Source organism: Lysinibacillus sp. NPDC056232 (genome assembly GCF_042267565.1).
GTDB lineage: Bacteria > Bacillota > Bacilli > Bacillales_A > Planococcaceae > Lysinibacillus.
This window is the reverse complement of sequence record NZ_JBHJTF010000030.1, coordinates 1-14733: the sequence shown is the minus strand read 5'-3', so window position 1 is coordinate 14733 and position 14733 is coordinate 1. Positions and strand designations below refer to the sequence as shown.

Below are 14733 nucleotides of genomic sequence, written 5' to 3'. Positions count from 1 at the left end.
GCCTGGAACGGAAATCAACTGCACTTTTTAGTATTAGATTTAATTTGAAAGAGTTACCTAACAACTAGGGTTTCTCCTTTTTACAGTGAGCATGAATGCTATTTCAGAGGAATAAAAGTGTGGTATCATTTTCTAAAGTGTTTTAACTTCTTTCCGATTCCGGACGCAATTATGCCGAGGCATAATTGATCTTTACTTTTTGTGCATGAATATGCATTGTTTTAGTTGTATCAATTGCATAGTGACAGGTACAATTACGATGAGGGGCAATAAATTGGAGGCATCAACCATGATTTTAGTTTTAGATGCAGGAAATTCGAATATCGTATTGGGTGTCTATGATGACAACGATCAATTGGCCTTCCATTGGCGTATGGTGACAGACCTTCATAAAACAGAAGATGAATACGCGATGCAAGTATTAGCTTTCTTTAATCATGCAGGCCTTTCATTTGAACAGGTTAAAGGCATTATTATATCCTCTGTTGTACCACCAATCATGTTTTCGTTAGAAGCGATGTGTCAAAAGTATTTTCGAAAAAAACCGCTCGTCGTAGGACCAGGTGTGAAAACAGGATTGAATATTAAATATGAAAACCCTCGTGAAGTTGGCTCAGACCGTATAGTGAACGCTATTGCGGCTCTTGATGATTATAAAGCACCACTGATTATTGTTGATTTTGGTACTGCCACGACATATTGTTACTTAAACGAAAAGGGCGATTATATGGGCGGTGCCATCGCTCCAGGTATATCGATTTCAACAGAGGCGCTTTATACACAGGCAGCTAGATTACCGCGTATTGAAATATTGCGCTCTGCACATATTGTTGGAAAGACAACCGTATCTGCTATGCAGGCCGGAATTTTTTATGGCTTTGTTGGGCAAGTTGAGGGAATTGTCAATCGTATGAAAGCACAAAGTAAGGAAGAACCTTTAGTAATTGCTACTGGAGGATTAGCAAATTTAATTGCTGGGGAGACACAAGCTATTGATGTAGTCGACCCGTTTTTAACATTAAAAGGCTTATATAAGCTATATAAACGCAATCAATAAGAAATGAGGGACATTTCATTTATGAAGGACTATTTAGTACGAGGTTTAGGATTCAATGGGCAAGTTCGTGTTTTTGCGGCTTGTACAACAGCAACAGTAGGAGAAGCACAACGACGTCATAATACATGGCCAGTTGTATCGGCGGCCCTTGGTCGTTCTATGACTGCTGCGGTGATGATGGGTGCCATGTTAAAAGGTGAGGAAAAAATCACTGTTAAAATTGAGGGGAACGGTCCAATCGGTCCAATGGTAATTGACAGTAACGCGCATGGTGAAGTACGTGGCTTTGTGACAAATCCTCACGTTCATTTCGATTTAAACGAGCACGGTAAGCTTGATGTTCGAGCGGGTGTTGGAACAGAGGGTGCATTAACAATCGTAAAAGATCTTGGCTTGAGAGACATGTTTTCTGGACAAACGCCAATTGTATCAGGTGAAATTGCTGAGGACTTTACTTACTATTTTGCTACATCAGAGCAGGTACCTTCATCAGTTGGGTTAGGGGTTTTAGTAAATCCTGATAATACAATTCTTGCAGCTGGTGGCTTTATCCTTCAATTAATGCCAGGCTGTGATGAAGAGACAATCAATGAAATCGAGCAGCATCTAGCTACTTTAGAGCCGGTTTCAAAAATGATTGAAAAAGGTTTTACACCTGAGCAAATTTTAGAGGCTGTATTAGGAGAAGGTCATCTACAAATTTTAGATTCCATGCCTGTAGAATTTAAATGTCAATGTTCAAAAGAGCGATTTGGTGCAGCGATTTTAGGGTTAGGGACACAGGAAATTCGAGAAATGATTGAAGAGGATGGCGAAGCAGAAGCACAATGTCACTTCTGTTTAGAAACATACCGTTTCTCAAAAGAAGAGTTAGAAGGATTTATTGATGAGCTCAACGCGTAATCGACGACCTTTATCCGCTGGAACACCTAACCAAACGCCCTTACTGCAACGACGTCTTAAGACAAAACCGGCTTTAACAGTTATTGCAATCTTGTTATTAGGAAATATTTTATGGTTTATTACTTGGTTAATCCCTAATAAAGACCAGGAAATTGGTAGCGACGAGCAAGTCGCTGCCGTTGACGGGGATAATATTACACGTCAAGAGTGGATGAATGCCATGGAGGAACGCTATGGTAAAGAGACGCTACAAAATTTAGTGAATGAATCTGTGATGGAAAAGGCTGCTAAAAAATTTAAAATTCAAGTGACGGATAAGGAGATTGATTTAGAGTTAGCCTTAATGCGTTCTGCTCAAGATAAATTTGATACTGCGATGCAAAACCTTTCATCAGAGCAACTACGACAAAAAATTCGCTCACAGCTTATTTTGGATAAGGTGTTGACGAAAGATGTGGTTATAAAAAAAGGTAGTATTGAGAAATATTATGAGGAAAACCAAGCGCTATACAATACGAAAACAAGCTATCGTACGAATTTTATAGAGGTGGACTCAAAAAAAGCTGCTGAGGAAGCATTAAGTGAAATAAAAAATGCCTCTGATTTTTCGGTGCTAGCACGTGAAATATCCTTAGACAGTGCGTCGGCTAGCTTAGGTGGAGATATCGGTTTCCTTACAGAAAACCAAGAAAATGTCGATGCTGCCATTTTAAAATCAGTGAAAGCTTTAAAAGCAGGTGAGGTTAGTAAAGCATTTAAGCTTGCTAACGGTCATTATGGAATTGTACAAGTACAAGAGATATTAGAAGGGCAATCCTTTACATATGACGATGTGAAAGAACATATTGAACGAGAGCTTGCCTTAGAGCAGTTGTCACAATCTGTTACACCAGAAGCATTTTGGTCTGAATTTAATGCAACTTGGTATTACGGCGAAGCGAAAAAAGGTAAATAACAGATTGCTCTGAAATGAGTATCAACGTTTCGCTTACGTTACAAAAAACATCTGTACCTGTCGCTACGCTTTCGGTACAAAAAACATCTGTAGCTGCCGTTTTACTTTCGCTACAAAAAACATCTGTAGCTGCCGCTTCGCTTTCGCTACATAAAACATTTGCTGAAAGAAGTTAAAGAATCTGCGAGATATCTGCGGGAAAAGTGAGCCAGGGAAACCCCTGCAGACGTTTAGCGTCAACAGAGTAACGGCCACCCAAGGATATTGAGCAGATTTTTGTTTCTCTTCATTCGCAAATGGTGGTGAAAGCTTTATGATGTAATTACGCCATTTCAAGTTGAGATTGGATCGGTTGTAATAAATATTCTGAAAATATAAGTTATATTTATTGACAATCGAATGGAAAAATTGATAAAATCAAAAATAAGTAAAACCTATAAAATTAGTAGGGATTAGGAGTGGATTGATAAATGAGTAGATTAGCAAACTCAGTGGCTGAATTAGTTGGTAAAACACCAATTGTTAAATTAAATCATGCGACAGGTGAAAACGAAGGTACTGTTTATGTAAAATTAGAATACTTTAATCCGGGCAGCTCAGTGAAAGACCGTTTAGCTTTAGCGATGATTGAAGCAGCTGAGAAAGATGGTACATTAAAGCCAGGTGGTACAATTATTGAGCCTACTTCTGGAAATACAGGTATTGGTCTTGCAATGATTGCTGCAGCAAAAGGCTATAAAGCAATTTTAGTAATGCCAGAAACAATGAGCTTAGAGCGTCGTAACTTATTACGTGCATATGGTGCAGAGCTTGTATTAACTCCAGGACCAGCAGGGATGAAAGGTGCAATTTCTAAGGCGGAGGAATTGTCTGCTGAGCATGGCTACTTCTTACCACAACAATTCACGAACCCAGCTAATGCTATTGTTCACCGTTTAACAACTGGTCCAGAAATTGTAGAAGCATTTGAAGGCTTAAAATTAGATGCATTTGTTGCTGGTGTTGGTACAGGAGGTACAATTACGGGTGCAGGTGCTGTGCTAAAAGAGAAATACCCAGATATTGAAATTATTGCTGTTGAACCAAAAGATTCACCAGTACTTTCTGGTGGTCAACCAGGGCCTCATAAAATTCAAGGTATCGGAGCTGGCTTCGTACCTGAAGTATTGGATACAGATGTTTACTCTACTGTATTCCCAGTTGAAAATGAGATTGCTTTCGAGGTAGCTCGTAAGGTAGCACGTGAAGAAGGCATCTTATGTGGTATTTCATCAGGCGCAGCTATCCATGTTGCTATTGAAGCAGCGAAACGTTTAGGTAAGGGTTCAAATGTCCTTGCAATTGTTCCTTCAAATGGGGAACGTTATTTATCAACACCTTTATATCAATTTGAAGACTAATCCAATTATATGTATGAAGGGCTCCTTTAATGAGGAGTCTTTTTTTATGATCAATTGTGCCGAGACGTAATTGATCATAAAAAAACTGCCCGTAAATGTTAGCGGTATAACTAACATTTACGGGCAGTTCAAAAAATGATTAGAATAGACTTCACTAGACAACTGTATTGCTTAAGACTTTTACGAAGCCGTTGTTAGTGGCAGTATTCATTAATTGATTAATAGATTCAAGTGCTTTATCAGTGAATAAATACCATCTATCTGCAGTGACATCATGAATTAATACTTCCGGGTACCCTTTCAATTCTTCATCTGGGAAGGCTGTATTTAAAGAATAAAGGTCAAACTGTTGAATGCTTTTATTTTCATGACTCATAAATTTATATTGTCCAAGTTTATAATAGGAACCTGGATTGTCTATATCATACTGCCATGAATAGTTAGCAGGAGCATCGACTAGGTTTCCTTTATTTTCAACGAACACTTTATATAAGGCTTTATTATAGGTGTTCCCTTGGATCTGCTGTATGACCCCACCCATTGTCATGTGGTATTCATATTGAACAGCTTTTACTTTAACATTGTTCATAACCAATGGCTCAGTATCCACTGTTACTGTTGAATTTTGATAATTGACCTGACAACCAAAAGTCTCTGCAATAAATCGAATAGGAACAAATAGTCTATTGTTCTTTAAATATGGTTTGACATCAAGTAACTCTGTTTTACCGTTTTTTATGACGGTGTTGCTATTCGGTTTTAACGTGATCTGCATTTTGTTATTAGTTAGTGTTACTTTGGAATCTGTCCAATTTACTGTTGCCCCCAAATTTTCACTGATAACACGCAAGGGCACCATTGTTCGATTATTCTTAACTTCTGGTGCCGCATCGGTAGTAACGACAACACCATCTATCTTAATAGTACTATGTGCTGCATATGCAGGTAGAGAAGTCAGCATGAGGATCATTGCTAGGAAAATCCCTGAAAAAACCTTTTTCATTTGTAACAGCTCCTTTTCTGTAAAATAAACATACATAATTAGTAAATATTTCTATTTTCGATTAGTATAGCAAAAGCCTTTCCTTTAGACAATTTATAAAGAAGTTGAATTAAGTGCCAATTGAAAAATAGTCGCTTCAAAGCAATATTCAAGTTAAGATGGAATCACATCATATGACTTAAAGGGGAATAGCAACTTGAAGACAATACTAACGAAAACAATATCGATGGATGCAGACTCGTTTTTTTATAGTTATAAGAAGCAAACAGAAGCAGAACAAGCGCATGTATTTTTAGAAAGTGGACGCGGGGGACATTTTACAATAGCTGCTTGGAATCCGCTAGCTACAGCACAATCGGTCGAAAATGGTTTGCTTGTAAATTGGAGAAATGGTGAGACTGAAAATTTAATCGGTGAACCTCTTGCCTTGTTAGAGAAATTAGTGGAGAACTATCGCATTTCAAATAATGCGGAGCTTCCTGTTTTTCAAGGTGGAGCTATCGGGTTTGTTACATACGATTATGCTCGTAAAATTGAAGTGTTACCTAATACTGCTGTAGATGATTTACATATACCAGATATCTATTTTTATATATTTGATTGTTGGGCAGTACACGATGTGAAAACAAATAAAGTTACGCTTATGAAGCTAGCTGATTGTCATGTAGATTTGGAAGAATGGGCTAATACGTGGCAAGGGGCCGCGCAAGAAGGGTTGCTTACACGTAAATTTGAAAAGACAAGCGCTGTAGAAATAGTAAATGATGAAAATGAATTATTAGTATCATTCGCTGGGACTGCCTTTGAGGAAGCAGTACGTAAAATCCAAACATATATAGCGCAAGGTGATGTATTTCAAGTGAATTTGTCAGTACGTCAATCTAAAAAGTTAAACGCAACTGCAATGGATGTATATGAAGCGTTACGTGCATTTAATCCTTCACCTTACATGGCTTATATAGAGGCACCGGATTTTGCTGTTGTTTCTGGTTCACCTGAGCTTTTGGTGAAGCGTCACGGTAATGAATTGTCTACCCGACCGATTGCTGGTACACGACCAAGAGGAAAATCCGAGGCGGAGGATTTAGCGTTAGCTCAGGAATTGATTGATAACGACAAGGAACGTGCTGAACATGTAATGCTTGTTGATTTAGAACGCAATGATTTAGGGAGAGTATCTACGTATGGGACGGTTGAAGTGGATGAGTTCATGGTGATTGAACGCTATTCACACGTGATGCACATTGTTTCCAATGTACGAGGAGAAATAGCTGAAGGGAAAACCAATGCAGACGTTATTCGTGCCATGTTCCCAGGAGGGACAATAACAGGTGCACCGAAAATTCGTACGATGCAGATTATTGAAGAATTAGAACCTGTAAGAAGAGGATTATACACGGGTTCGATTGGCTGGCTAGGCTACACAGGTGATATGGAGTTTAATATTGTCATTCGTACAGCATTTGTTAAAGATGGAGTAGCACATATTCAGGCGGGAGCAGGCATTGTTATTGATTCTGTTCCGGAAAGAGAATACCAAGAATCTTTAAATAAAGCGAAGGCGATGTGGCAGGCAAAGGCAATGGCGGAGGAGCGAGCAAAATGATTTTAATGATTGATAACTACGATTCTTTTACGTATAACCTTGTACAGTATTTTGGGGAATTTGGTCATGAATTAGTGGTTAAAAGAAACGATGTATTGACGGTGAAAGATATTGAGCAGCTTGCACCAGATATGATTGTCATTTCTCCGGGGCCATGTAGTCCGAATGAAGCGGGTGAAAGCCTGAACATTATTAAGTATTTCGCGGGAAATATTCCGATTTTAGGCGTTTGTCTTGGTCATCAAGCCATTGCTCAAGTATTCGGGGGGAATGTCATACGAGCTGAGCGTTTGATGCATGGTAAAACATCACCTGTTCTACATGCTGAAATAGGTTTGCATAAAGGGATGCCAAATCCATTTGCAGCTACTCGTTACCATTCTTTAATTGTAGAGAAGGGAACATTACCTGCATGTTTTGAAGTGACGGCATGGACAGAAGAAGGCGAAATTATGGGCATTCGTCATAAGGATTATCCAATAGAGGGAGTGCAATACCATCCTGAATCGATTATGACAGAACAAGGTAAAAAGCTTCTACGCCAGTTTATAGATTTGTATGTTGAGGGAGCGAAGTAAATGCTGTGCTGGATGAATGGAGACTACATAGCGGCGCAGGATTTGCGCATATCACCATTTGATCATGGATTCTTATACGGGTTAGGCTTTTTTGAAACGTTTCGAACGTATAAAGGAAAGGTGTTTTGCTGGGAAGCACATATGGAAAGGTTGCAAAACGCGCTTTCTCAATATCGTATTCATATGTCCTATACCGAAGAGGATTTACTTAAGATTGTTCAACAATTAAATGAACAGGCCAATGGACAAGATGGTTATTTCCGTATAAATGTTTCAGCTGGAGAGCATGGTATCGGGTTACAGCCTACTGAATACAGACAACCGAATGTTATTGTTTTTCGCAAAGAATTACATGATACACCTCGAGGTATGGAAAAAAACGCACAGTGGCTTGTAACACCACGTAATACTCCTGAAAAAGGGCTTCGAGTAAAATCACATCATTATGGCAATAACGTTCTTGGGCGTTTTGAGATACCATCTTTGGCACAACAAGAGGGCTTCTTTTTAACGGAAGATGGCTTTGTTGCTGAAGGTGTTACGTCAAATATCTTTTGGATGAAAAATGATATACTATATACGCCTTCCTTAGAGACTGGTATTTTACCTGGTATTATCCGAGCGTGGGTAGTTGAGCGAGCACAATCTCTAGGGGTTAAGGTAAAAGAAGGTTTCTTTACTAAAGAGGATATAGAGCAAAGTTCAGAGTGCTTTATTACTAACTCTATACAAGAGCTTGTTCCGATTCGTAACTTAGAGAACAAGCAGTTATTAGGCAATAAAGGGCCTGTTTATTCGCGTTTATATGAAGCATTTGTCAATGAAGTGGAACAAGAATAGAAGGAGAGTTTACATGCTAGAAAAATATACAACAACATTAACTATTAACGGTATCACGTTAGACTATACAGCAGAAACTTTTGTGATGGGTATTTTAAATGTCACACCGGATTCATTTTCAGATGGAGGAAAGTACAATAACGTTGAAGCTGCTGTTGTACAAGCGAAAAAAATGGTAGCTGAGGGTGCGAAAATTATTGATGTTGGTGGAGAATCAACGCGACCAGGTTATGAACGTATTTCTGATGAGGATGAAATTGCACGAATTGTACCGGTTATTCAAGCGTTAGCAGCTGAAGTACCAGCAATTATTTCGGTTGATACGTATAAAGCGAACGTAGCGCGTGCAGCCATTGAAGCAGGTGCTCATATTATTAATGACATTTGGGGAGCGCAAGCTGAACCTGAGATTGCTCAGGTTGCTGCAGATTTAAATGTACCGATTATTTTAATGCATAATCGAGACAATACTAATTATGGTACTGATTTCTGGATGACGGCAAAGGCCGACTTAGAGAAGAGTATTGCTATTGCTCGGAATGCAGGTGTACCAGATCATCATATTATTTTAGATCCGGGCATAGGTTTTGCGAAAACTACCGCTCAAAATATAGAAATGATGCAGCATTTAGAGGATTTGGTAGCAATGGGTTATCCTGTTTTGCTTGCGGCTTCACGTAAATCAATGATTGGTAATGTCTTAAAGCTACCTGTTGAGGAGCGTATAGAAGGTACAGGAGCAACAGTTGTTTACGGTATTGAAAAGGGCTGTCATATGATTCGTGTGCATGATGTAAAGGAAATGGCGCGAGCTACACATATGGCTGATATTTTAGTTGGTAAGCGTATCTATAAGGAGGAAGCGTAATGGACTATATTCATTTAAAGGATATGCAGTTTTACGGCTATCACGGTGTTTTAGCAGCGGAAACAACACTCGGTCAACGCTTCCGTGCCAATGTTTCACTTGCTGTAGATATGACAAAGGCTGGAGAGACAGATGACTTGGATTATACGGTGAACTATGCAGAGGTTTATGCGTTATGCCGTGATATCGTAGAAGGCGAGCCGTTCAAGCTTATTGAAGCACTTGTTTCAAAAATAGCAAACAGTATTTTAGAGACATACTCAGAAAAGGTTAAGGGTGTTCGCGTGGAGCTTATTAAACCAGACCCACCGATACATGGTTATTATAAAGAGGTGTCAGTAGAGGTAACGAGAGGTGATTACTAATGAATGATGTGTATTTATCGATCGGTACAAATATGGGAAATCGATTTGAAAACCTACAACATGCTGTGAAACTTTTAGAGGGAAAAGATGAAATTGAAGTTGTACAAATTTCTTCAGTTTATGAAACAGCAGCTGTAGGCTACACGGACCAAGCAGACTTTTTAAATATTGCTGTTCATATTAAAACGAGTTATTCATCTTCCGAAATGCTGAAAATTTGCCAATGGGTTGAAAGTGAACTAGGGCGGGTTCGTGAATTTCGATGGGGCCCACGAATCATTGACCTTGACATTTTGCTCTACAATCACGAAAATATTGAGACGGAAAGCTTAATTGTTCCACATCCAAGAATGTATGAGCGAGCTTTCGTACTAGTACCACTGATAGAAATTAACCCTGCGCCAGTTGGAGAACAACTGCAAAGGGTACATGATATAATGCGACAGATGGATTGTGAAGAGGAAGGCGTAACTTTATGGCGAGCATCGGCAGAGCTGAAAATGTTGCAGTCCGTCAATTAAGTTTCTAATCCAGTAGTTAAAGGTTATTGGGATATGCTGCATAGCATTAACGATAGATATATAGAGGAATAGGTGAGAACCTATAGAAGGGGGAAAAACATCGTTGAGTCAGACAACTGAGAATCCGTTTCAAATTGGCGATATAGTTATGGACAACCGTGTCGTATTAGCGCCAATGGCTGGAATTTGTAACTCTGCTTTCCGTTTAACTGTTAAGGAGTTTGGAGCAGGGCTAGTATATGCAGAAATGATTAGTGATAAAGGAATTGTCCAGAAAAACGAAAAAACACTAGGCATGCTTTATATCGATGAGCGTGAAAATCCACTTTCATTGCAAATTTTCGGTGGTGATAAGGCCACATTAGTGGAAGCGGCCAAGTATGTAGATGAAAATACATCTGCCGATATTATCGATATTAATATGGGCTGCCCAGTTAATAAAATTATTAAATGTGAAGCAGGCGCTCGGTTACTTTTAGACCCGAATAAATTATATGAAATGGTAGCTGCTGTTGTAGATGCTGTAAAAAAACCTGTCAGCGTAAAAATGCGTATTGGTTGGGATGACGAGCATATCTTTGCTGTTGAAAATGCACAAGCTGCTGAACGTGCTGGTGCTTCGGCAATAGCTGTTCATGGACGTACACGTGTACAAATGTACGAAGGAAAAGCAAATTGGGATATCATTCGTCAAGTAAAGGAAAATGTGAAAATTCCTGTGCTTGGTAATGGTGATGTAGAAACTCCTCAAGATGCAAAACGTATGCTTGATACTACTGGGGTAGATGCAGTAATGATTGGACGCGCTGCTTTAGGTAATCCATGGATGATTTATCGTACAGTTCAATACCTTGAAACGGGTGAGCTAAAGGAAGAGCCAAGTGTACGTGAAAAAATTGATGTGTGTTTGCTTCATTTTGAACGCCTTATGCAATTAAAAGGAGAGAGTGTGGCAGTACGTGAAATGCGTAAACATGCTTCATGGTATTTAAAAGGTATTCGCGGTAATGGTAAAGCGCGTAAAGCGATTAACCAAACAGAAACTGCGGTAGAGCTTCGTGCACTGTTAAATGGAATAGTACAAGACTATGAAGAGCTTGAATCTACATTAATAGTACCAGAAGCGAAAGAATTGTTTATTTAACTTCTTTCAGCGCGTGTCCAAACAAACATCCGCTGAAATAGAGGAACTCAGTCTAAGAGCGCCACGTCCTGTGGCAACGACTGAGTAACCAACATCGTGTTGGCCTAAAGCCTCCGGCGGATGTCACGGAATCGGAAAGGAGTTCATAAAGGATGTTAGCCTAAAATCATCGCATCCATGCGATAACGGCTAACTGACCTGCATCGGTGCTGTTGCTGTCGCTTCGCTTTCGCACAAAAAAACATCTGCAGGCCTAAGCACAAAGCCGATTCCGGACGCAATTATGCCGAGGCATAATTGATTACATTAAAAAGGCGTCTCATTGTTTTGAGACGTCTATTTTTCTGCCAATATCAATTTTTAGAATTATTAATCATTTTTTCTGCTATGGAAATTAAAACGAAACAGATGATTACAGCAATAAAATTGTGTACAATAGAAATATTATGGATGTAAACGCAACGCGGACAATTTAATAAGGAGTGAATCAAGTGTCAAACATAGAAGAATTAAATGATCAGCTTTTGGTGAGACGCCAAAAAATGACGGCTATTCGAGAAAATGGTCAAGATCCATTTGGTAGCCGTTTTGAACGTACGCATTTATCAACGGAAGTGCGTGAACAATTTGCAGATCAAACAAAAGAGCAGCTAGAGGAAAACCTACAAGAGGTAATTATTGCGGGTCGTATTATGACGAAACGCGGTAAAGGAAAAGCTGGCTTTGCACATATTCAAGATTTAGGTGGCCAAATTCAAATTTACGTTCGTCAGGATCATGTTGGCGAAGAAGCATATGAATTATTTAAACAAGCTGACCTAGGTGATATCGTAGGGATTCGTGGTAATGTATTCCGAACACAAGTGGGAGAGCTTTCAGTAAAGGCTGAAGAATTTACATTCTTATCAAAAGCGTTACGCCCTATGCCAGAAAAGTTCCATGGCTTACAAGATGTTGAACAACGTTACCGTCAACGTTATTTAGATTTAATGACGAATGAGGAAAGTAAAACAACATTCATTACACGTTCTAAAATTATCCGTGCTATTCGCAATCATTTAGATAATGCAGGATATTTAGAAGTAGAAACACCAATGCTTCATACAATTGCTGGTGGTGCAGCGGCTCGTCCGTTTATTACACACCATAATGCACTTGATATGGAATTATATATGCGTATTGCAATCGAACTGCATTTGAAACGTCTAATTGTTGGTGGACTAGAAAAAGTATATGAAATTGGTCGTGTTTTCCGAAATGAGGGGATTTCAACACGCCACAACCCTGAATTCACAATGATAGAGCTGTATGAAGCTTATGCGGATTACAAAGATATTATGTCTCTAACAGAAAACCTTATTGCTCATGTAGCGCAAGAAGTTTTGGGTACTACTACAGTTCAATACGGTGAAGATGACATTAATCTTGCTGTAGGCTGGAAACGAATTCATATGGTAGATGCAGTAAAAGAGGCTACAGGTGTAGACTTCTGGCAACCTATGACTAAGGAACAAGCTCAAGCGCTTGCTAAAGAACATGGAGTAGAGGTTAAAGAAACACATGAGGTAGGGCATATTATTAACGAGTTCTTCGAGCAAAAGATTGAGGAGACTCTTGTTCAGCCTACATTTGTTTATGGTCACCCAGTAGAAATCTCACCTCTAGCAAAGAAAAATCCAGAGGACGAGCGTTTCACTGACCGTTTCGAACTATTTATCGTTCGACGCGAGCATGCAAATGCCTTTACAGAACTAAATGATCCTATTGACCAACGTGAGCGCTTTGAAGCTCAGTTAGTTGAAAAAGCAGCCGGTAATGATGAAGCGCATGAAATGGACAATGATTTCATTGAAGCGTTAGAATACGGTATGCCTCCAACAGGTGGATTGGGTATTGGTATCGACCGTTTAATCATGCTTCTTACAAATTCGCCATCAATTCGCGACGTATTATTATTCCCTACAATGCGTCATACTACTAAATAGTTGTTTTAACTTCCGGACGCAATTTTGCTGAGGCATAATTGATAAAAGGATATAGCACGACTACTACCCGGGATAAAAAGCGGTAATCGAACTAGAAAAGAACAGCTTTGTTAAGAGGTAATCGTGAAAAAGCAGGAGTCGTGGTGTAGGAGAAGCACTAAGACTCCTGTTTTGCATCTTCTGCGATGACTATTTAGTTAATGTTTGAAAAGTTTAAATTAGAAAGAATTAAGTAGAGTATTTAAATGATGAATGAATATAAGGTATACTTTTAGAGTTCTGTAATTTGCAGATAAAGTAGAAATAGACATTTAGAAGTATTATTGGAGGCTTATAATGAATTATAAAATCTTTAACAAACTAGTATTTGAACAGGCGCAAGTACGCTCAGTTTCAGATGTTCTGTTTACTGAGGAAGAGCTAGAAAACGGTATGAAATTAGCGGTTTCTAAGTCGGAACCGACCCTTGCTTTATATTTAGTGGATGTAAATGGTCAGAAGAAGTTCGATGTCCGTTGGGATGATTCTTCCGAAATTTTCAGTGGCTGGTATTCGGCATGGGATAATTTCTCTTGGTGCTTAGATGTAGTTGACAAACAAAATAATTAATTAGAATTAGTAGATTCTTTATATTTTAGTTTGAAAACACACTTTCAATTTTGAATTCCGTATTTGAAAAGCGAACATATTATTGTATCCTTCTTTCTTTTATTATTATGTGCGGAACAATAAAGTTAAAAAAGTAATAAACATGAATAAGTAGGAGTCGAGGTGTAGGAGAAGCACTTTGGCTCCTTTTTTCGTGATTGAGTATTTGATAGGGCAATGTGTAAAAGACGAGAGGGAGATGGAGCGTTCTGATGTGTAGGGTCTTTGATGCATTATCAAGGAGAGCTCGAGAAAGTATCCTTTAAAAAGAACTATATTTTGATAGTGGTAAGGATCTTTTTATTTAGTTTGTTGAGAATTATGAGAAAGAGATGTATAGTAAAACAAATAAAGTGATTGCTAGAAGATTATAAGATTTATTTAATACTCGAAAAATCGTAAAATAGCTTATTAATTCGGTATTTATATAAAATATATTTTTATAGCAAAAAAACACTTGCGGTTGCATTGGAATCGTGATAAATTATTACTTGTCGTTAAGACGACGTAAGAAATAAAACGGATTCGAAAAAACATCGAAAAAAGATGTTGACATCGAAAACCGAGAGTAGTATTATATAAGAGTTGCTGCTTTTAAAGAAGAGATGAAAAACTTCTAAAAAAGAGTTGACAACAAAAACAAGAAAATGTTATACTATAAAAGTTGTCGAAACAAAACGGCGACGAAATGAACCTTGAAAACTGAACAAGCAAAACGTAATCAATAAAGTTTTTAGTAGCTAACCTTGAGTTGGTGAACGAAACAAAATTTTGGACATCAAACATGATGCCAGCAAAACAATTTGAGCTAATCAAATTTCTTTTATGGAGAGTTTGATCCTGGCTCAGGACGAACGCTG

Annotated in this window: 15 protein-coding genes; 14 read left to right on the top strand and 1 reads right to left on the bottom strand. The window is 38.6% G+C overall.

Annotation, left to right across the window (positions count from 1 at the left end; genetic code table 11):
- The first annotated feature begins 289 nt into the window (after positions 1-289).
- The 5 genes from ACFCYJ_RS19410 to cysK all read left to right on the top strand — a co-directional run bounded on the left by ACFCYJ_RS19410 (position 290) and on the right by cysK (position 4315).
- Positions 290-1057 carry a type III pantothenate kinase gene (locus ACFCYJ_RS19410; RefSeq protein ID WP_376075975.1) on the top strand — a complete coding sequence of 256 codons (768 nt, stop codon included), beginning with the start codon at positions 290-292 and terminating at the stop codon, positions 1055-1057.
- Positions 1058-1078: 21 nt separating this feature from the next.
- Positions 1079-1960, top strand: a complete 882-nt coding sequence (gene hslO / locus ACFCYJ_RS19405; RefSeq protein WP_376075974.1) for an Hsp33 family molecular chaperone HslO — start codon at positions 1079-1081, stop codon at positions 1958-1960.
- A complete protein-coding gene (locus ACFCYJ_RS19400; protein ID WP_376075973.1) occupies positions 1944-2915 on the top strand; it encodes a peptidyl-prolyl cis-trans isomerase in 972 nt (323 codons plus the stop codon). Before hslO ends, ACFCYJ_RS19400 begins: the two co-directional genes overlap by 17 nt.
- A gap of 14 nt (positions 2916-2929) precedes the next feature.
- Positions 2930-3091, top strand: a complete 162-nt coding sequence (locus ACFCYJ_RS19395; protein WP_376075971.1) for a hypothetical protein — start codon at positions 2930-2932, stop codon at positions 3089-3091.
- Between the two features lie 294 nt (positions 3092-3385).
- Positions 3386-4315 carry a cysteine synthase A gene (gene cysK / locus ACFCYJ_RS19390; protein WP_376075969.1) on the top strand — a complete coding sequence of 310 codons (930 nt, stop codon included), beginning with the start codon at positions 3386-3388 and terminating at the stop codon, positions 4313-4315.
- 154 nt (positions 4316-4469) lie between these two features.
- Here cysK and ACFCYJ_RS19385 read toward each other — a convergent pair whose 3' ends face one another.
- Complete coding sequence (locus tag ACFCYJ_RS19385; RefSeq protein ID WP_376075968.1) at positions 4470-5318, bottom strand: copper amine oxidase N-terminal domain-containing protein; 849 nt, start codon at positions 5316-5318, stop codon at positions 4470-4472.
- A 196-nt stretch (positions 5319-5514) separates the two neighbouring features.
- On the opposite strand from ACFCYJ_RS19385, the gene pabB reads away from it, so the two are divergent.
- The 9 genes from pabB (at position 5515) to ACFCYJ_RS19340 (ending at position 13834) form a co-directional block, all read left to right on the top strand.
- Positions 5515-6924 (top strand): aminodeoxychorismate synthase, component I, encoded by a 1410-nt coding sequence (pabB, locus tag ACFCYJ_RS19380; RefSeq protein WP_376075967.1) that lies wholly within the window; start codon positions 5515-5517, stop codon positions 6922-6924.
- Positions 6921-7502: an aminodeoxychorismate/anthranilate synthase component II gene (gene pabA, locus ACFCYJ_RS19375; protein ID WP_376075965.1), complete on the top strand. Its 582-nt coding sequence runs from the start codon at positions 6921-6923 to the stop codon at positions 7500-7502. Before pabB ends, pabA begins: the two co-directional genes overlap by 4 nt.
- Complete coding sequence (gene pabC, locus ACFCYJ_RS19370; protein WP_376075964.1) at positions 7503-8342, top strand: aminodeoxychorismate lyase; 840 nt, start codon at positions 7503-7505, stop codon at positions 8340-8342.
- A 13-nt stretch (positions 8343-8355) separates the two neighbouring features.
- Positions 8356-9210, top strand: a complete 855-nt coding sequence (folP, locus tag ACFCYJ_RS19365) for a dihydropteroate synthase (protein WP_376075963.1) — start codon at positions 8356-8358, stop codon at positions 9208-9210.
- Positions 9210-9575 carry a dihydroneopterin aldolase gene (folB, locus tag ACFCYJ_RS19360; protein WP_079563711.1) on the top strand — a complete coding sequence of 122 codons (366 nt, stop codon included), beginning with the start codon at positions 9210-9212 and terminating at the stop codon, positions 9573-9575. Before folP ends, folB begins: the two co-directional genes overlap by 1 nt.
- A complete protein-coding gene (gene folK / locus ACFCYJ_RS19355; RefSeq protein WP_376075961.1) occupies positions 9575-10096 on the top strand; it encodes a 2-amino-4-hydroxy-6-hydroxymethyldihydropteridine diphosphokinase in 522 nt (173 codons plus the stop codon). Before folB ends, folK begins: the two co-directional genes overlap by 1 nt.
- 103 nt (positions 10097-10199) lie before the next feature.
- Positions 10200-11240 (top strand): tRNA dihydrouridine synthase DusB, encoded by a 1041-nt coding sequence (gene dusB / locus ACFCYJ_RS19350; RefSeq protein WP_376075960.1) that lies wholly within the window; start codon positions 10200-10202, stop codon positions 11238-11240.
- 482 nt (positions 11241-11722) lie between these two features.
- Positions 11723-13225: a lysine--tRNA ligase gene (gene lysS / locus ACFCYJ_RS19345; RefSeq protein WP_376075958.1), complete on the top strand. Its 1503-nt coding sequence runs from the start codon at positions 11723-11725 to the stop codon at positions 13223-13225.
- A gap of 336 nt (positions 13226-13561) precedes the next feature.
- On the top strand, positions 13562-13834 hold the full coding sequence (locus tag ACFCYJ_RS19340) for a hypothetical protein (RefSeq protein ID WP_376075956.1): 273 nt from the start codon (positions 13562-13564) through the stop codon (positions 13832-13834).
- Positions 13835-14733 lie beyond the last annotated feature (899 nt).